Source organism: Pseudomonas sp. GL_091 (genome assembly GCF_057837725.1).
In genome coordinates, this window is sequence record NZ_CM174451.1 from 1,000,284 (window position 1) to 1,017,730 (window position 17,447).

The window sequence follows — 17,447 nt, forward strand, 5'->3', positions numbered from 1 at the left end:
ATGTCGAACTTAGTGACCAATGCTGGACACACCCATGTCGATGGACATGGGCATGATGACCATCACCACGACTCGGGCGAGATGACCGTATTCGGTTTCTGGCTCTACCTGATGACCGACTGCATTCTGTTTGCGTCGATCTTCGCGGCGTACGCGGTACTGGTTAACAACGTAGCGGGTGGCCCGTCGGGCCACGACATCTTCGAACTGCCATACGTACTGGGCGAAACCGCTCTGCTGCTGTTCAGTTCGATCACCTACGGCTTCGCCATGCTGGCGTTCTTCCGTGGCAACAAGAAGCAGGTCCTGGGCTGGCTGGCCCTGACCTTCCTGTTCGGTGCCGGCTTCATCGGCATGGAGATCAACGAGTTCCACATGTTGATCTCCGAGGGCTACGGCCCTAGCCGTTCCGGCTTCCTGTCTGGGTTCTTCACCCTGGTCGGCACCCACGGTCTGCACGTGACCAGCGGTCTGATCTGGATGGCGATCATGATGTATCAGGTGCAGAAAAACGGCCTGACGGCGACCAACAAGACCCGTCTGAGCTGCCTGAGCCTGTTCTGGCACTTCCTGGACGTCGTGTGGATCTGCGTATTCACCGTTGTTTACCTGATGGGGACTATGTAAATGGCTAACACACACTCCCATGACAGCCACGACGCCGGTCACGGCAGCGTCAAGTCCTACGGCATCGGTTTCATCCTGTCGGTGATCCTGACCCTGATTCCGTTCGGTCTGGTGATGTACCCGACGCTGCCGAAGTCGATCACCCTGATGATCGTCGTCGCGTTCGCAGTCATCCAGGTGCTGGTGCACCTGGTGTACTTCCTGCACCTGGACCGTTCGGCCGCGCAGCGTAACAACGTGATTGCGTTTGTCTTTGCCGCGATCGTGATTGTCCTGCTGGTTGGCTTGTCGCTGTGGATCATGTTCAGCATCCACACGTTCATGATGGCGAAGTGAGGTAGATCCGCATGTCCCTTAAGCACTTTATCCAAATCACCAAACCGGGGATCATTTTCGGTAACGTGCTTTCTGTGGCAGGCGGATTTTTCCTGGCCTCCAAAGGGCATGTCGATCTGGCCATCTTCCTGGCCGCCATGATCGGCACGTCCCTGGTGGTTGCCTCCGGTTGCGTGTTCAACAACTGCATCGACCGCGACATCGACCTGAAGATGGAACGCACCAAGAACCGGGTGCTGGTCCAGGGCTTGATCTCCCTGAAACTGGCCCTGATCTATGCGACCGTCCTGGGTGTCGCCGGCGTTGCCCTGTTGTACAAGGTGGCCAACCCGTTGGCCGCGTTGTTCGCGGTGATCGGCTTCGTGATCTACGTCGGCTTCTACAGCCTGTACCTCAAGCGCAAGTCGGTTCACGGCACGCTGGTGGGCAGTCTGTCGGGCGCCATGCCGCCGGTGATCGGCTACGTCGCAGTCAGCAACACCTTCGACATGGCCGCACTGACCCTGCTGGTGATGTTCAGCCTGTGGCAGATGCCGCATTCCTACGCCATCGCGATCTTCCGCTTCAACGATTACCTGGCCGCATCGATTCCGGTGCTGCCAGTGAAGCGCGGCATCCAGGTGGCCAAGAAGCACATCCTGATCTACATCCTGGCCTTCCTCGTGGCGACCTTGATGCTGACCTTCAGCGGCTACGCCGGCATGAGCTACCTCGCCGTCGCCGCGGCCATGGGCATGTACTGGCTGTACATGGCCTGGACCGGCTACAAGGCAGTGGATGACACGGTCTGGGCACGCAAGCTGTTCGTGTTCTCGATCTTCACCATTACCGCGTTGAGCGTGATGATGTCCCTGGACTTCAAAGTGCCGGCCGAGTTGTTGCTGACGTACGCGCCTTAAGCGTCGGATGCTGTAAAGAAAAGCCCCGCCTTCGAGAGAAGAGCGGGGCTTTTTGTTGTGCGCCCAGCATGGGCGCAATCTTGCGGGTGAAAGTCCCGCCGTGAGCTGACCACAGCGAACGAAGTGAAGCGCAACTGCATGAGGGCGACCGAGTGTGGGGAGGAAGCGTGAATCGAAACCGCGAGCCGATGGACAAGAACCGGATATAAGGCGAAGCCGATCAGGGCGAGCGAGCCATAAATCGCGAAGCTCTTGTGGTCAAGGGTCAGGCAGCGTAAATCCGGCGGTTGTGCGGGGAAGGATTGCGTTCTTACCTGGGGAGATCTCGCCTTGTGTCTGAAAGGATGACGGTGCGAGCCAGAGCGAGAAGTCAGCAGAGGCCGTAGTAGTCTTTTTTTTTTGACGAAGGGCCGAACGAGAGAGAGTGTTGTAGGCCATGTTGATGCGAACGACCGGAAGTCAGATGCCTGCCAAACGCGGGGCGGACGGAGTTAACGAGCGGTGAAGCCGTGAGAAGTCCCGCCAGCGACGAGGTCAATCGCCCGCAAGATGAACCCGACAACGCAGGGCAAGGGCTGCTGGAACGGGCCTTTGCGAGAGAAAACCTGAAACGGGCGTGGAAACGGGTCAAGGCCAATAAAGGTGCAGCGGGAGTCGACGGTCTGGATATTGAACAGACCGCCAAACATCTGCTGACCCAATGGGCGGCGATTCGTGAACAGCTTCTTTCGGGTGTCTACCGGCCCAGTCCGGTACGCCGAGTGGCCATTCCCAAACCCGACGGCGGTCAGCGCGAGTTGGGAATACCGACGGTCACCGACCGCTTGATCCAACAAGCGTTGCTGCAAGTCTTGCAGCCACTCCTCGATCCGACTTTCAGTGAACACAGCTACGGCTTTCGCCCGGGACGCTGCGCGCAGGATGCCGTTCTGGCGGCCCAGAGCCATGTGTCTTCAGGACGTAAAGTGGTGGTGGATGTTGATCTGGAGAAGTTCTTCGACCGGGTCGACCACGATATTTTGATTGATCGGTTACGCAAGCGGATTGCGGATCGGGCGGTTATCCGGCTGATTCGGGCGTATCTGGATGCGGGAACGCTGATCGATGGCGTGGTCGAGAAAAGCCGCTGCGGGGCGCCGCAAGGCGGTCCGCTGTCGCCGTTGCTGGCGAATGTGCTGCTGGACGAAGTGGATCGGGAGCTTGAACGTCGAGGCCACTGTTTCGTGCGCTATGCCGACGATGCGAATGTGTATGTTCGCAGTCGTAGGGCAGGACAGCGGGTGATGGCTCTGCTGAGACGTCTGTATGAAAAGCTGCACTTGAGCGTCAACGAGAGCAAGAGTGCGGTGGCGAGTGCATTTGGTCGCAAGTTTCTGGGCTACGCCTTCTGGGCATCTCCACAAGGCGTCAAAAGAGCGGTAGCGGTCAAGACGCGCAAGCAATTCAAGCAACGGGTACGCGACCTCACCCGTCGCTCAGGCGGTCGCAGTCTGCGACAAGTTGTCGAGAATCTACGCCCTTATCTTCTGGGCTGGAAAACTTACTTTGGGTTGTCACAAACGCCGAAAGTCTGGCGAGGGCTGGACGAGTGGATGCGACACCGATTGCGAGCGATCCAGCTCAAACAATGGAGGCGTGGTCCGACGATTTACCGTGAACTGCGGGCTCTGGGGGCCAGTGCCCACACCGCACGGAAAGTGGCGGCCAACTCTTATAGTTGGTGGTGTAACAGCCGCTTTGAGCTCAATCGAGTGCTGAATGTGGCGTGGTTCGACAGGCTGGGTCTGGTGCGACTCTCATAACCTCAATCTCTCGAACCGCCCGGTGCGGACCCGCATGCCGGGTGGTGTGGCAGGGGAGCGGCCTGTGAAGGCCGCCCCCTATGCCGATTGGGGGAATTTTAGTCATTTCGGAAAACGGAGTATGGCATTTGGGAAATGTCCTAACGCCGGCACCTGCATTGCTCGTGTAGGGTTTCTCTTTACCAATTAATAGATCCTCAGGGCAGACGACGTTGGCGGCGTATACGTCTTCGATGACATTAGAGGAGGGATGAATGAGAGAACGGAACCTGTTTGACGAGTTGATACAGGGCGTTGAAGAAATGAGAGTTCAACGCGAAGCCATGTTTATGAAGGGCCGCAATGCGGTGGAAGACTTGCAAATCGCTGATATGGGTACGCAAGAACTCCAGGCGCATGCGCTTCCAGGCGACAAGCATTTAAACTGCGACTTAAGAAAAAATTGAGATAATCTTGGAATATTAAGATTTTATTGGCCGACTAAAGAAAAAATGTCCGGCCTGATCAAAAGGAGGATCTGCGCGATGAGTTCAGCTGGGTACGCATGCCTGCAAGACACGCTGCAGCTTTCAGCCTTTCCTTTGCGCCAGCCCGCCAAGGTGCAGCCCGTTACACGGCTTGAGCGAATCGGTGACACATTGGCAGTTCCACCTGGGATTGCCCCTGCTTCAGACGATCTGTTGGGGCATGTGCTCTTCGCCTTGAAGCATGAAGGCATCAACCTCACCATTCTAGCCCAAGCGTTACCTCAGATTCCGGCACAAGCACTTGAGGCCGAATTGCAAAAAGCTCCGAACGGGATCTACATCCGTAAGGCTTGTTTCCTTTACGAAGCGTTCACTGGCGAAGGCTTGACTCAGCACTCTCCAGTAAAGGGTAGCTTCATCCCTTTATTCGACCCGAAACAGTATTTGACGATGCCGGGGGAGCGCAACTCTCGCTGGCGTGTGGAGTTCAACGGTATTGGCACTTTGGCTTACTGCGCGACAGTTGAACGGACACCTCAAATCACTGCTCTGCTAGAGCACGATATTCTTGCACGCGCCCAGCAATTCATTCAGAACCTGCCATCAGGAATGATGGATCGAGCGATCAACTGGGCCTACCTGAATGAAACCCGGGACTCGTTTGCCATCGAGAAGGATTCGCCGAGCGAGGAAAAATCCAGACGTTTTATTCAATTGCTCAGACAGGCGCATGAACGCATTCCATTGAGCGAGGATTACTTGGTGACCCTCCAGAATGCGACGATTTCCAATCCCTATGATATGGCTGCTGCGTTCCGCCATGAGCAGAACCACTTGGCAAATGGTCTGCAAGGTGCTGCGGGTGTAACGTTTGTTCCGCCTGCACCTGATCTGTGTCGGGAGCTGATGGATCAGCTTATGGCTTTGGGAAATGAAGCGACAAAGCACATTGACCCACTAGTTGCCGCCGGAGTCATTTCATTCGGCTTCGTCTTCCTACACCCATTCATGGATGGAAATGGTCGACTTTCTCGCTTTCTCATCCATCAGACACTGTGCCGCGCAGGTGCTTTGGAAAACGGCTTTCTACTCCCCGTATCGGTTGCAATGAAGCGCGAAGAGCGCCTGTATCTGGAAGCCTTGCAGGAATTCTCTCGCCCAGCGCGTGAGTTCTGGGACGTCCGATGGATTGACCAAGGGACTCTATCGTTCAAGTTCACGGGACACCCGGCAATTTATCGATTCTGGGATGCCACGCCAGGTGTGCGATTCACTCTGGAAATGGCCAAGAGGGCGCTCGAAGTCGAGTTGCGTGAAGAGACTATTTTTCTCGAAAACTACGACAAGATCGTCAAGGCAGTCGATGAGCGCTATGACGTCAGGGGCAGCGACTTGTCCAATCTTGTGATGATGTGCCTCGCGCAAAATGGCAGCGTCTCGAAACACCGCCGTAAGCAATTCAAGTATTCGGTTCAAGAGGAGGTGTTTGACTACATCGAACAGGTCACGCAAGCCTTGCTCATAGCGCAGGATGAGGAAAAGCAACGAGTCGAAGCTACAGTCGAGTAACAACGAGAGTAAGCATTATTCAGAGCGCGATACGGTTATCCAATAAGCCCCGCATTCAAAAGAATCGCGGGGCTTTTTCATTTACGCGCGGTTGTTACACGGTGCATCGAGCACCTTCACCACGTCATCGATGATTGCCTTGCTCATGTCCTGCAAAAAGTGTGAGGCCCAGGCGTGTCGGTCGGAATCGCGAACCATGGCCGCGTCTGAGGCGAGAAGTTTTGCGAGGTGGAGCAGGTCGGAGGCGTGGTAGAGGGCTTCGATCACCGGGACACCGGCGTTGATGCGAAACAGTGGTTCGTTGGCGTGGTAGGCGAAGGGGGTGAGGCCGATGGTTTTGAGGTCTTGGGGATTGGTCATTGGGCTTCACCTCTTGTTGGTTGGGAGGTGGAGGGGCATGACTGGTGTAGCAGACGGATCGATAGCGTTCATTTGTAACTCCTGCATAAGTGAAGCTGTCCCGTTCGTTCTCAGGCGAATGGGTGGCAGCTGTGCGCAGGCTGAGAAACCGGAGATGCAGGACCCGGCAGACCCTAAGGTCTCCCACACACAGCCGCCATAACACGAAAATTCAGGCGTAGAAAAACGCCAACAATCGTGGGGCGTAGCTGCGTGGCATCTTACCCGGGTTCTCAGGCCCGGTCGCTGAATTGGCAGCGACCGGGCGAAGTTAGCCGGCAAGGATGAGGTCGGCAATCGTAGCGATCTGGTGGCCGGGGATCTCATTGGACACTGCAATCCCTGTGGGAGCGGGCTTGCTCGCGAAGGCGGTGGGTCAGGCAACATTGATGCTGGATGTGACGGCCTCTTCGTCGGATCGCCGCCCGGAGCAAGCCCGCTCCCACAGGATTGAGGGCAGTCAGTTATTTAAGTGGTTTATCAAGCAACCGAAAAAAGCGCTCCCGCACCTGCAAGCTGTCGCTGTGCGCCACATTGAATCGCAGGAAATGGCTGGCATCCGGCCCTTTGCTCAGCAACGTGCCCGGCGCCAACACCATATTGTTCTCCAGCCCTTGGCGAGCCAGGTTCTCGGCGTGCAAGCCCTCCGGCAACCGCGCCCAGATAAACACGCCTTCGCCGGGCAGCGAGGAAAGCGAACACCCAGCCTCCGCCAACCAACTCGCCACTCGGCTATTGGACTCATACAACCGATCCACCGTGCGCCGCGCATGCTTGGCATAGCTGCCGTCGCTGAGCATGGTGCAGGTGATCTGTTCCGCCAGCTCTGAGGTCACGCCACCGCAGGCCATTTTCAGGGCGACCATTCGTGCCGCCAATTGTGGCGAGAGCACGGTGTAGCTGACGCGGCTGTTGGCGGTCAGGGTCTTGGAGAAGCCTGACACATAGCTCACGTTGTCCAGCCCGCTGGCCGCCAGGCGTGGGGTGCGGCGTTGCTGGATGTCGCAGTACAGATCGTCTTCGACGATGTGCAAGCCATGGCGGTGGCTCAGTTCCAGCAATCGGTAGACCTGGGCCGGGGTGAACGAATGGCCGGTGGGGTTGTGCAGCGTGCTGTTGGTCATGTACAGCACGGGTTTGTGGGCGATCAGCAATTGCTCGAAGGCGTCGAGGTCCATGCCGTCGCAATCCCGGGCGATGGTGATGACCTTGGCCCCGTGCAGCGCCAGGTTGGCGTGCATGTTGAAGTAGCAGGGGTCGTCGAGCAGCACGGTGTCGCCGGGTTTGACCAGCAGGCGCATCAGCAGGTCGATGGCCTGCATGGTGTTGGCGGTGGTGATGATCTGGTCCACCGGCGCTTCGATGCCGAAGGTCGCCAGCTTGACCCGCAGGGCCTGGCGCAACGGCACGTAACCGCCGGGCACGCCGTACTCACCCATGCGCAACGACGTTGCTCGCAGGGTACTGCGCACGGCTTTCTGCAGTTCTTCGGCGGGTAGCCACGAGGTCGGCAGAAAACCGCAGCCGGGGCGCAGCGTGCCGTTGTCCAGCAGCAAGGCGCGACGAATCACGCTGAGGGTGTCCTGGGGTTGCAGGTCCGGGCCGGTGCCACTTTTCAGCGCCGCTTCGGAGCGATGCACGTAATGCCCGGAGCCCTGGCGAGACACCACCAGCCCCTTGGCCCGCATGCGGTCCAGGGCATCGACCACCGTGGACTTGCCCACGTTCATCAAGTCGGAGAGTTCGCGAATCGGCGGCAGCTTGGCGCCGTGGGGCAGGCCACCGGTGCTGATCGCCTGGGTCAGTTGATCGACGATCTGCTGCACCAGCGGCACGCCGGGCTGGAATTCAATGGCGGCAATGACTGCACGTTGAAGCTGCATTTTACTGGTCTCTCCGGCAGTAAAGTTCGTTGGATTCTATACGAACTTGCCCTGATCAGGACAAGCCTCTCTCTCTACCATGCCCTTACAGACTTTTCTGAATGTCGGCCTTTGTCGGCGGGCATTCACCCGGTTCCTGAGGTGTTGCATGGGTGTCGAAACAACGGTCGCGGTAGCCAAGCCGGTCATTAACCTGCGGTTATTCACGATCCGGATCATCACCGCCGTCTCGCTGTTCGCGGTGCTGGGCAAGGCCAACGTCTGGCTCGACACGGCCACCAACAGCATCCTGGCCCTTGGGTACCGCGCCTTGTTGCTGCTGTTGCCCCTGACTTTACTGGTGCTTGGCCGTCGTTCCCTGAGTGTCACCCTGCTGTGTGCCGGCCTTGGCCTGGTGCTGCTGGCGCTGACCAGCCATCAAGGCATGGTGATGTTTGCTGCCGCGCTGTTTGCCTACGGCATTGCGATTGCCGGTTACCTGATCAAGAGCGAAGCGGCCCAGACCAAGGAAGGCGCGGCCTACAACCGCGTGGCCATGAACATGGGCAGCCTGGTGGCCGGTTTGATCCTGCTGTCGCCACTGCTCACGCCGACGATGTTTTTCCTCGGTGCGGCAGCGTTCGTGTTGCTGTGCCTGCCGATCGCCCTTGGCGCGACCTTCACCACGGAGCCGGTGGTAGCCCGCCCAGCCAGTCAGGTCGGCAGCCACTGGGGCAACAAACTGCCCTGGGTGATTGCCGGGATCATCATGGGCATCAAGCTGTTCGGGGTGTTCTCGATCCTGCCACAGGCGATCCTGCTCAAGACCGGTGAGCTGCCGGCCTGGTACGGCTTGATGCTGATCCTCAACAGTGCCGTGGTGGTGTTTGCCCAGGTGCCGGTGATGAAGCTGATCGAGCGCACCGGGCGCTTCAAGGTCGTGGCGGTGATCGGGATCATCGTCGGCGGCTTTGCGGTGCTGTCTTCGCCCGCCGCGTTCCACGTCGAAACCCTCGCCGGGGCACTGATCTGGGTGGCGCTGCTGTCCATCGCCGAATGCGCCTTCAGCTACCTCGACTACTTCTCGGTCAAGCAAAACAACATGTTCGTCAAGGAAGTGTCCCTGGGGGTGGGGGCCGGGCTGACAGTGTTGATCATGCGGGTGGTGCCGGCGCCGTACAACGCGCTGGTGCTGGCCGCCATCGGTGCCGCAGGGATCCTGGCCTGGTATTGGCTCAACCGTAAATCCAATGCGTCGTTGCATGACTGAGTCATCGCCGTTGCGGTTTTCACTTTGCAGGTCGGGGGCAATATGAATACGACTTCATGCGTAGTAGTGGTCGGTTACAACGGCAATCGGGTTCACGATATCCAGAAACTGCGCGAGCTGTGCAAGTCGCTCTATAGCGCCAGGCTCATCCTGCTGGTCGAGAAAATTCAGCCCCATGACGACCAGGTGGCCGATCACGTCTGCAGCACTTCATTGGTTGAAGAAGATGTGGCGACGTCCCTTGAACTGGTGGTGGGGTGTCTGAATGCCGACAGCTGGAAGCTGATCGGCGTACTGCCGTTCTCCGATCGCGGCGTGCTGCTCGGTGCAGCGCTGGCCACTCACTTCGGCCTGCCGGGCATTACCCCAGGTGAAGCGCGGGCGGGCCTGGACAAGCAGATCTTCCGCCAGCTGGAAGCTGCGGCCAGCACCTCCCCCGGAGAATACCGACCGGTGTTTTCCGCGCGGGTCGAAAGCCTGTCGGAACTGCGCCAGCGCGTCGTCGAACTGGGCGGAAAAGCCTTCATCAAACCGGCCTGCGAAGGCGCGAGCCGGGGCTGTCGCGTCATCCATCACCCTTCGGAATGCGATGACGCCTGGCTCGCCCTGAAGCCTTACCGCGAAGGCGGCATCGTCCTTGAAGCGCTGGTGCAGAACGCCCGCGAATACAGCTGGGACTACGTGGCCGGCAGCACCTGGGTGACTGAAAAAACCACCACCGAAGGCGCCTACCGCGCCGAGATCCAGCAAGTCGTCCCCGCACCGCTTCCGGCTGAGGTACAGGCACGTTTGATGGCAGCCGGTCGGCATATGTCGGGCTTGGTATCCCAGGCCAATGGTGCCTGGCACAACGAAGTGTTCCTGCGCAGCGACAACCTGACCTCCGCCGTGGAAACCAACATGCGCCCCGGCGGCATGCACATCTGGGACCTGGCCAAACGCGCCTTCGTCAATTTCGACCCATGGGAACGCTGGGTGCGTTGGGCGGTGGAAGGCCAGACCGAACAGCACGAGCCAGTGGCCCGCGGCTACTGCGGCATTCGCCTGCTCAGGGCGCCGGATGGCGGCATCTTGCGTGCAACGCCCGACATTGAGGCCCTGGCCCGCGCCCTGCGTATCGAGCTGGTGGAGGGCCAGTACGCCAAGCGTATCGGCGACTCCGTCAGCGCGTTAGTGAAAGACAACTTCTCATTCATCGGCCACATCGTGTTGTTCAACGAACACTACGGGCAACTGAGCAACGACCTGTTGCGTCTGGCCGAGGCGATTGAGTCACGCATTGAGGTGACTTGCCTGGCACCGGCGACCCGCGCCGTGTGTTGAGCCTGCAAGCACCCGTTTTTTGCATTACTGATTAAGAGGGTTCGATCAATGATCCAGCACATGACCTGCGATGAACGCTTCATCGCCCTGGCCAAAGAGTTTGGTTATGACATCTACGGCGAAAACACCGCAGGCGGGCATTACGCACCGCTGATCCGCCATCACGATGAGTTGTACATCAGCGGCCTGGTGCCGCGCATGAACGGCAAGATCCATTACCCCGGCCGCGTCGGCCTGGACCTCAGCTTGGCCGATGCGCAAGCGGCCGCCAGCATCAGCGCGATGCGCGGGCTGGCGTTGATCGTCGATGCCATTGGTTCGCTGGACAAGATCAAGTCATTGATCCGGGTAACGGTCTATGTGAAGTCCACGGCGGACTTTGTCGATTTGAGTGAAGTGGCCAACGGCGCCTCGGATGTGTTCAGCCATGTGCTGGGCGATGCCGGTAAACATACCCGCACCACGGTGGGTGTTTATCAGTTACCCAAGAATGCCGCGATAGAAGTGGACATGATTGCCGCCTTGCGTCCATCGGTTTTGTAAATTATTCCCCGGCTTTACAGCGCTGAACTCTTAACTTAAGGTTTAGCGCTAAAGTATGGGTAATAAAAAAAGGACGTGCGAATGGATAACTTTCAAGGTGCGTTTTTTTCATATAAGGACTTTCGTCAGAGCCTGCACCATCGAACGCCAAGTCCCAAGGTGTGGAAGGGTACCGAACTGGCGGGCATGCGTCATACCCTTGAAGCCAGCGACGTTGATATTGTCGCGTTGGCTCACGACAAGAGCATTGAGGGCTGTGAGGTGACGCCTGGCATGGCGATCGCCATGCAATGGCTGAACCCCGGTGTGACGCTCAATGGCCATGCCCATTCCTGGTGGCATCTGTTTGTCATCCAGTGCGGCAGCGGCGTGTTGACCGTTGGCGATGCCGACGGGGTCAACGTCAGCAATGGCGACGTGCTACTGGTACCGGCGTGGACCAAGCACGGCTTCGTCAACACCAGTAAGCACGAACCTTTGGCGATGCTGAACATGAGCAACATGTCGCAAATGGCACTGCTTTCGAACTTCGCCGACAGCCATGGCCTGATCACCTCCCAGCCGTAATTTCCCAGCGCAACAGCCCAGGGAGCCCACCTTCGTCGGCTCCCTTTTTTTGTTTTTCAGACCTGCCCCGTTATCGCCGGGGTTTTGGCTGCGTATCTGTCGGTGGAAATCAACTTTCTGTATCGATTGAAACGGACAAATTCTGTATCTATTCAGCCTTCATTCAACTAACTACGATCACTTCCAATGCACGTCAATTCCTGCAGTTGGTCAATGGAGTGTTCTATGGAAAACAGGAAGCTAAAACTGTATGTCGGTGCCGATCATATCAGCGCGTTTGCAATGTCGGCTTTTGTGGCGCTCAAGGAAAAGCAACTTTCATTTGAACTTGTTACTGTTGATCTAAAAGCACGCGAAAATTATCTGGCGAGTTATCGCGATCTTTCGCTGACCTGCAAGATTCCAACGTTAGTTCACGACGTTTTTGCCTTGTCGGAATCATCGGCGATTGCCGAATACCTCGATGAACTCTCCCCGGGGGATAAAAAACTCTACCCGCAGGACCTCCAGCAGCGCGCCCGTGCTCGTCAATTGCAGGCCTGGTTGCGCAGTGACTTGCTGGTGGTGCGTAAGGAACGCCCGTTTGACCTGGTGTACTTCGGCAAGAAAAACACCGCGCTGTCCGACGAGGCCCAAACCGCCGTCGAGCGCTTGTTCTTCGTCGCCGAGCATTTGCTGGAAGAGGGCGCCGAGCATCTGTTCGGTGACTGGAGCATTGCCGATACCGACCTGGCAATCATGCTCAACCGACTGGTTGCCAACGGCGATCCGATACCGGCGCGGCTCGCGGCGTATGTGCGTCGCCAGTGGGATCGCGACAGCGTCCGGGTGTGGATGGACATAGAGCGCAAAGCGCCGGCCATCGCGTAACAACACTCAGGGCAATCACCAGGAGCGCGGCCATGCAAGGACTGTCGGAGCACGAACGCTACAAACCCTATAACTCGCGCACCATCCGCGACTCACCGTACTGGCACAAGCTGACGCCGGCGTTGCAGGAGGCCATGACCGTGGTGGCGCGGGTCATGCCGTTTCGCACCAACGAATATGTGCTGGGCACGCTGATCGACTGGAACAACATTCCGGACGATCCGGTTTTCCGCATGACCTTCCCCCACAAGGACATGTTGCTGGCGGAGGAATATGCCTCGCTCAAGCAACTGATCGAGCTGGATGACAGCGCAGCGATCAAGCGTCGGATCGAGGCGATCTGGCGGCGCATGAACCCGCATCCGGCCGGGCAGTTGACCCACAACGGTGTCACCCTCAACGGCAAAGTCCTGCCGGGCATCCAGCACAAGTACCGCGAGACCGTGCTGTTTTTCCCCGGTGCCGGTCAGACCTGTCACGCGTACTGCACCTTCTGTTTCCGCTGGGCGCAGTTCATCGGCGAGGAAGAACTCAAGTTCAACGCCCGTGAGTCCCAGGAACTGGTCAGCTACCTGAGGGTGCACAGCGAAGTGACCGACGTGCTGATTACCGGCGGCGACCCGATGATCATGAACACCCGCTCGCTGGCCGGTTACATCGAGCCGCTGCTGGCGTTGCCACACCTGAAGAACATCCGCATCGGCACCAAGTCCGTGGCGTACTGGCCGCAGCGTTTTGTCAGCGACAAGGATGCACCAGAGCTGCTGGAGCTGTTCCGACGAATCGTCGCAGCGGGGAAAAACCTGTCGATCATGGGCCACTACAACCACCCGGTGGAGATCCGCCAGACCATTGCCCGCCAGGCCGTCGAGCGCATTCGCTCGACGGGCGCGACAGTGCGCATGCAGGCGCCGCTGATCCGCCACATCAACGAAAACCCCGCGGATTGGGCCGCGCTGTGGACCGAAGGGGTGCGGCTCGGGGCGGTGCCTTATTACATGTTCGTCGAGCGCGATACAGGGCCCAGCCACTACTTCGCGATGCCACTGGCCCGGGCCTTCGAGATCTTCCAGGCGGCGTACCGCACGGTGTCGGGGCTTGCGCGCACGGTGCGCGGGCCGTCCATGAGCACCTTCTACGGCAAGGTGTTGATCAACGGCATCGAGACCGTCGCCGGGGAAAAGGTCTTCGTCTTGCAGTTTCTCCAGGCACGCAATCCGCAATGGGTGTTGCGCACGTTCTACGCGCGCTTCGATCCGCAGGTGACCTGGTTCGATGACCTGCAACCGGCCTTCGGCGAGCGGGCGTTCTTCTTTCAGACCGAGCTCACCGCCGTGCCGGAATTGATACCCGTGTTGCTGGAAACGGCGTAGGAAAAATCATGAACAATGGGGAGATATGGATATGAGCAGTATCCCGTTTGATCAGCGCGAGGGCGTTATCTGGCTCGACGGCGAGTTCGTCGAGTGGTCCCGGGCGCAGTTGCATGTGCTGACCCATGGCCTGCACTACGCGAGCACCGTGTACGAAGGCGAGCGGGTCTACAACGGCAGGATCTTCAAGCTGCGCGAACACAGCGAGCGCTTGTATCGCTCGGCGCAACTGATGGACTTTGCCATCCCCTATGCGCTGGCTGAAATGGAGGCGGCCAGCCACGAACTGCTGCAATGCAACAAGGTCGTTGACGGTTACCTGCGCCCGGTGGCCTGGCGTGGCAGCGAGATGATTTCCACCTCGGCACGTTTCAACCGTGTGCACTTGGCCATCGCGTGCTGGCAGTGGCCGAGCTATTTCGACCCGGCGGCGCGCATGGCCGGCATCCGCTTGAAAACCGCGACCTGGCGTCGCCCGCCACCGAGTAGCAGCCCGTTCCAAGCCAAGGCCTCCGGGCATTACCAGATCGCCACACTGAGTAAGCACGACGCCGAGAACACGGGGTACCACGATGCGCTGATGCTCGACTGGCGCGGCCACGTTGCCGAAGCCACCAGCGCCAATGTGTTCTTCGTCAAAGACCGGACGCTGCACACCCCGACAGCGGATTGCTTCCTCAACGGCATCACCCGCCAGACCGTGATCGAACTGGCCAGGGCGCTGGACTACCAGGTGGTCGAACGCACGATTCTGCCTACAGAGCTTGGCGACTTCGACGAGTGTTTTCTCACCGGCACCGCCGCCGAAATCACCCCAGTGCAGAGCATCGATGAGCAGCACTATCGACCGGGTGACGCCTGCCGCGACTTCATCGCCGCTTACACCTCAACCGTAAACGCCTGATTACCTGCCAGGAATCTCACCATGTCAGACCAAGGGATTGTTGCGTCTCAACCTTGCATTTCGCTCGGCCATCGTCACGAAGAACTGTCGACGTTGGGCTGGACGGTGCTGACCCCCGAGGAATTTGCCGATGATGTCGTAGGCACCTTGCGCGAATTCGGCCCGATCATTCCGCAGTTCAACGGCCAGATGGCCTTTCCCATTACCCGCAAGCCGGGTTACGAAGACTTGCCGTATTCCCAGAGCATGAACGGCATCGGCCCGCACACTGAAGCACCGGTGTACGGCCCGCCACCGCGCTACCTGGCGTTGCATTGCCATAAACAGGCCACGTGCGGTGGCGGGCACACCGGCTTGGTGGACGGTTACGAATTTCTCAAGTCCCTGGAACGCAGCGAACCAGAACTGCGTGAGTGGCTGGATGACACTCCGGTAGAATTTGTCGCCACCGCCAAACCGGGCGAGCCGGGACAGCGGCAGGTCAAGGAGTACATCCTCACGCCTACGGAAGATGGGGATATTTTTCGCTTCAGCTACAACCAGTTTCACTACGGCGACGTGAACCCGTCCAAGGAGGCCCTGCAGCAATCACTGGTCGCCAACAGTACCTCGCCACTGGCCAGGTTTGCCGTGCTCGGCGAAGCGTATTTCGTCGAGCACAACGTTCCGGTGCTGATTCCCGACGGATGCCTGCTGATTTGGGACAACTGGCGAATGATCCACGCCCGCAGTCGTTACACTGACCCGGCGCGCAACCTGACCCGCTATTGGCTGGCCTGATTTTTCCGGCGCCCTTCATTCTTTTGGCGTACCCCGTGGCGGGTACGCGCCTTACAGGTATCGCGTCATGCAAACAGCAATCGAGATCGCCCAGGTCGATCATCAACTGATCGTGCGGCTCAACCAGGCCTGGACCAAGCGCGCCACGGTGTGTTCGCCGGACAGGGCCCAGATCAACGAAGCATTCGACCCGGCGCGCCCGGACTACCCGGAGTGCATGGTGCCGTTCTTCCATCATCCGAAATTCCAGGCCTTGAGCGACGAGCTCAAGAGCAGCGTGGTGACCTGGGGCTGGATCGGCTACAACCTGCGCACTGTCACCGCCGAGGAACATGTGGTCAATCCGGCGTTGAGCGTCATCGCCAATCAGTACCTGGGAAAGGACGACTGGCACTTTCGCGAGGCCATGCAACAAACCCTGATCGACGAGCACTACCACACGCTGATGCACCTGCGCGCCATCGAACGGACCAAGCTGGACCGGGCGCTGGATCAGGATCTGGACTTGCCACCCTCCGTCACTTACCTGCGCCTTAAAGCCCAGCGTGAAGCACTGCCCGAACAATGGCAGCGGGATCTGGCGGCGATCACCTTTGCGGTGGTGGCCGAGATCAGCGTCAACGCTTATCTGGACTTGCTGGCAGACGACCAGACCATCCAGCCGCAGAACCGCCGGGTGGCTGAGCTGCACAACCGTGACGAATATGCCCACAGCAAGGTGCTGGCCGAAGTGGCCAAGGTCATGTACGCGAACATGCAGCCCATGCAGCGGGAATTTTTCGCACGCAACCTGTCGGTGGCGCTGAGTGCTTTTATCGCCCAGGACTACTCGATGTGGGAGGCGATTCTGACGCAGCTCAGGGTCGAGGATGCGGCGCTGATCATTGCCGACACCCGCGAGAGCAACAAGAACGCGACCATCATGCGCGACTACAGCGGTCTGCATAAGCTGGCGCAGGACCTGGGCATCAGCGACCAGATCGATTTCGATTTCCGCCCGACCCTCAAAACCACGGCGGCCGCCTGAACCCGGAGGTGTCCATGTTTGCTCCTGTGTACGAAGTCTTCGCTATTCGTGTCGGCGCAAACGCCCAGCGCACCGCCAGGGAGAATTTTCTCTACGATGCCTGCTGCGGTGATCCGAATGCGCCGATGCCGCTGGACTACTATTTCTGGGTCATCCGCAACGAGCAGCAGGTGATCGTGGTCGACACCTGTTTCCAACCGGCCACGGCGCACCGGCGCAATCGCCAGATGTACCGCCTGCCGGAAGAATCCCTGCGGCAACTGGACATCGATCCGGCCCGGGTCGAGCACCTGATTCTCACCCATTTGCACTGGGATCACGCCGGCAACCTTGGGCTGTTCCCGAAGGCGACGGTGCATTTGCAGGAAGCGGAACTGCGTTTCTGCACCGGGCCGAAAATGGCCCATCGCACGGTGAACAAAACCTACGAGGTCGAGGACGTGATGTCGGCGCTGCCACCGCTGTTCGAAGGGCGGATGCGTTTGCACACAGGCGTTGTCGAGGTGCTTCCCGGCGTGACCCTGCACCCGGTGGGCGGGCATACGCCGGGCAGCCAGGTGGTGCGGGTGAATACCGGACGCGGCTGGATTGTGCTGGCCTCGGATGCCGCACATTTGTGGGTCAACATTCGTCAGCGCAGTCCGTTTCCGATCCTTGATGACCTGGCGCAAACTCTCGAAGCCTTCACCGAGATCGACCGCCTGGCCGACAGCGAAGACCACGTCATCCCCGGCCACGACCCGCTGATCGCCGAGCGTTTCCCGCACTGGAATGACGACCCGCATATCATTTGCCTGCACCAGAATCCGCTCTGAAAATCACCCCCACA

Annotated in this window: 18 protein-coding genes; 16 read left to right on the forward strand and 2 right to left on the reverse strand. The window is 58.9% G+C overall.

The window, feature by feature from the left end; translation table 11 throughout:
- The 6 genes from AC3ITY_RS04545 (at position 1) to AC3ITY_RS04570 (ending at position 5,700) form a co-directional block, all read left to right on the forward strand.
- Positions 1–627, forward strand: coding sequence for a cytochrome o ubiquinol oxidase subunit III (locus tag AC3ITY_RS04545; protein WP_007986828.1), 627 nt, complete (start codon positions 1–3; stop codon positions 625–627).
- Positions 628–963, forward strand: coding sequence for a cytochrome o ubiquinol oxidase subunit IV (gene cyoD / locus AC3ITY_RS04550; RefSeq protein WP_008046747.1), 336 nt, complete (start codon positions 628–630; stop codon positions 961–963).
- An 11-nt stretch (positions 964–974) separates the two neighbouring features.
- Positions 975–1,862, forward strand: coding sequence for a heme o synthase (gene cyoE / locus AC3ITY_RS04555; protein ID WP_489307851.1), 888 nt, complete (start codon positions 975–977; stop codon positions 1,860–1,862).
- A gap of 509 nt (positions 1,863–2,371) precedes the next feature.
- The gene (gene ltrA / locus AC3ITY_RS04560; protein WP_489307852.1) at positions 2,372–3,664 is read left to right on the forward strand and encodes a group II intron reverse transcriptase/maturase; all 1,293 of its coding nucleotides are present in this window, start codon (positions 2,372–2,374) and stop codon (positions 3,662–3,664) included.
- A gap of 254 nt (positions 3,665–3,918) precedes the next feature.
- Positions 3,919–4,110, forward strand: a complete 192-nt coding sequence (locus AC3ITY_RS04565) for a hypothetical protein (RefSeq protein WP_223459107.1) — start codon at positions 3,919–3,921, stop codon at positions 4,108–4,110.
- Between the two features lie 78 nt (positions 4,111–4,188).
- On the forward strand, positions 4,189–5,700 hold the full coding sequence (locus tag AC3ITY_RS04570) for a Fic family protein (RefSeq protein WP_489310773.1): 1,512 nt from the start codon (positions 4,189–4,191) through the stop codon (positions 5,698–5,700).
- Between the two features lie 81 nt (positions 5,701–5,781).
- Here the strand turns inward: AC3ITY_RS04570 and AC3ITY_RS04575 are convergent, their stop codons facing one another.
- On the reverse strand, positions 5,782–6,060 hold the full coding sequence (locus AC3ITY_RS04575) for a DUF3077 domain-containing protein (RefSeq protein WP_489307853.1): 279 nt from the start codon (positions 6,058–6,060) through the stop codon (positions 5,782–5,784).
- Positions 6,061–6,563: 503 nt separating this feature from the next.
- A complete protein-coding gene (locus tag AC3ITY_RS04580; protein ID WP_489307854.1) occupies positions 6,564–7,982 on the reverse strand; it encodes an aminotransferase-like domain-containing protein in 1,419 nt (472 codons plus the stop codon).
- Positions 7,983–8,130: 148 nt separating this feature from the next.
- Between AC3ITY_RS04580 and AC3ITY_RS04585 the strand changes: the two genes are divergently transcribed.
- The 10 genes from AC3ITY_RS04585 (at position 8,131) to AC3ITY_RS04630 (ending at position 17,433) form a co-directional block, all read left to right on the forward strand.
- Positions 8,131–9,231: a hypothetical protein gene (locus AC3ITY_RS04585; RefSeq protein WP_489307855.1), complete on the forward strand. Its 1,101-nt coding sequence runs from the start codon at positions 8,131–8,133 to the stop codon at positions 9,229–9,231.
- Positions 9,232–9,273: 42 nt separating this feature from the next.
- Entirely contained in the window at positions 9,274–10,554 is a 1,281-nt protein-coding gene (locus AC3ITY_RS04590; protein ID WP_489307856.1) for an ATP-grasp domain-containing protein, read from the forward strand.
- A 48-nt stretch (positions 10,555–10,602) separates the two neighbouring features.
- Complete coding sequence (locus AC3ITY_RS04595) at positions 10,603–11,097, forward strand: RidA family protein (RefSeq protein WP_150727357.1); 495 nt, start codon at positions 10,603–10,605, stop codon at positions 11,095–11,097.
- 81 nt (positions 11,098–11,178) lie between these two features.
- The gene (locus AC3ITY_RS04600) at positions 11,179–11,664 is read left to right on the forward strand and encodes a cupin domain-containing protein (protein ID WP_489307857.1); all 486 of its coding nucleotides are present in this window, start codon (positions 11,179–11,181) and stop codon (positions 11,662–11,664) included.
- Positions 11,665–11,889: 225 nt separating this feature from the next.
- Entirely contained in the window at positions 11,890–12,534 is a 645-nt protein-coding gene (gene yfcF / locus AC3ITY_RS04605) for a glutathione transferase (RefSeq protein ID WP_489307859.1), read from the forward strand.
- A gap of 32 nt (positions 12,535–12,566) precedes the next feature.
- The gene (locus AC3ITY_RS04610) at positions 12,567–13,907 is read left to right on the forward strand and encodes a KamA family radical SAM protein (protein WP_489307861.1); all 1,341 of its coding nucleotides are present in this window, start codon (positions 12,567–12,569) and stop codon (positions 13,905–13,907) included.
- A 31-nt stretch (positions 13,908–13,938) separates the two neighbouring features.
- Positions 13,939–14,811 (forward strand): branched-chain amino acid aminotransferase, encoded by an 873-nt coding sequence (locus AC3ITY_RS04615; RefSeq protein WP_489307863.1) that lies wholly within the window; start codon positions 13,939–13,941, stop codon positions 14,809–14,811.
- A 21-nt stretch (positions 14,812–14,832) separates the two neighbouring features.
- Positions 14,833–15,591 carry a TauD/TfdA family dioxygenase gene (locus AC3ITY_RS04620; RefSeq protein ID WP_489307864.1) on the forward strand — a complete coding sequence of 253 codons (759 nt, stop codon included), beginning with the start codon at positions 14,833–14,835 and terminating at the stop codon, positions 15,589–15,591.
- A gap of 67 nt (positions 15,592–15,658) precedes the next feature.
- Positions 15,659–16,618, forward strand: a complete 960-nt coding sequence (locus tag AC3ITY_RS04625) for a diiron oxygenase (RefSeq protein ID WP_489307866.1) — start codon at positions 15,659–15,661, stop codon at positions 16,616–16,618.
- A gap of 14 nt (positions 16,619–16,632) precedes the next feature.
- On the forward strand, positions 16,633–17,433 hold the full coding sequence (locus AC3ITY_RS04630; RefSeq protein WP_489307868.1) for an N-acyl homoserine lactonase family protein: 801 nt from the start codon (positions 16,633–16,635) through the stop codon (positions 17,431–17,433).
- Positions 17,434–17,447 lie beyond the last annotated feature (14 nt).

Excerpts from the sequence above, each read along its gene's own strand:
- AC3ITY_RS04615 (WP_489307863.1), top strand. The coding sequence starts at position 13,939 with ATGAGCAGTATCCCGTTTGATCAGCGCGAGGGCGTTATCTGGCTCGAC.
- AC3ITY_RS04620 (WP_489307864.1), top strand. The coding sequence starts at position 14,833 with ATGTCAGACCAAGGGATTGTTGCGTCTCAACCTTGCATTTCGCTCGGC.
- AC3ITY_RS04565 (WP_223459107.1), top strand. The coding sequence starts at position 3,919 with ATGAGAGAACGGAACCTGTTTGACGAGTTGATACAGGGCGTTGAAGAA.
- yfcF (WP_489307859.1), top strand. The coding sequence starts at position 11,890 with ATGGAAAACAGGAAGCTAAAACTGTATGTCGGTGCCGATCATATCAGC.
- cyoD (WP_008046747.1), top strand. The coding sequence starts at position 628 with ATGGCTAACACACACTCCCATGACAGCCACGACGCCGGTCACGGCAGC.
- AC3ITY_RS04580 (WP_489307854.1), bottom strand. The coding sequence starts at position 7,982 with ATGCAGCTTCAACGTGCAGTCATTGCCGCCATTGAATTCCAGCCCGGC.
- AC3ITY_RS04610 (WP_489307861.1), top strand. The coding sequence starts at position 12,567 with ATGCAAGGACTGTCGGAGCACGAACGCTACAAACCCTATAACTCGCGC.
- AC3ITY_RS04625 (WP_489307866.1), top strand. The coding sequence starts at position 15,659 with ATGCAAACAGCAATCGAGATCGCCCAGGTCGATCATCAACTGATCGTG.
- AC3ITY_RS04570 (WP_489310773.1), top strand. The coding sequence starts at position 4,189 with ATGAGTTCAGCTGGGTACGCATGCCTGCAAGACACGCTGCAGCTTTCA.
- cyoE (WP_489307851.1), top strand. The coding sequence starts at position 975 with ATGTCCCTTAAGCACTTTATCCAAATCACCAAACCGGGGATCATTTTC.
- AC3ITY_RS04630 (WP_489307868.1), top strand. The coding sequence starts at position 16,633 with ATGTTTGCTCCTGTGTACGAAGTCTTCGCTATTCGTGTCGGCGCAAAC.
- AC3ITY_RS04600 (WP_489307857.1), top strand. The coding sequence starts at position 11,179 with ATGGATAACTTTCAAGGTGCGTTTTTTTCATATAAGGACTTTCGTCAG.
- AC3ITY_RS04585 (WP_489307855.1), top strand. The coding sequence starts at position 8,131 with ATGGGTGTCGAAACAACGGTCGCGGTAGCCAAGCCGGTCATTAACCTG.
- AC3ITY_RS04590 (WP_489307856.1), top strand. The coding sequence starts at position 9,274 with ATGAATACGACTTCATGCGTAGTAGTGGTCGGTTACAACGGCAATCGG.
- AC3ITY_RS04545 (WP_007986828.1), top strand. The coding sequence starts at position 1 with ATGTCGAACTTAGTGACCAATGCTGGACACACCCATGTCGATGGACAT.
- AC3ITY_RS04595 (WP_150727357.1), top strand. The coding sequence starts at position 10,603 with ATGATCCAGCACATGACCTGCGATGAACGCTTCATCGCCCTGGCCAAA.
- AC3ITY_RS04575 (WP_489307853.1), bottom strand. The coding sequence starts at position 6,060 with ATGACCAATCCCCAAGACCTCAAAACCATCGGCCTCACCCCCTTCGCC.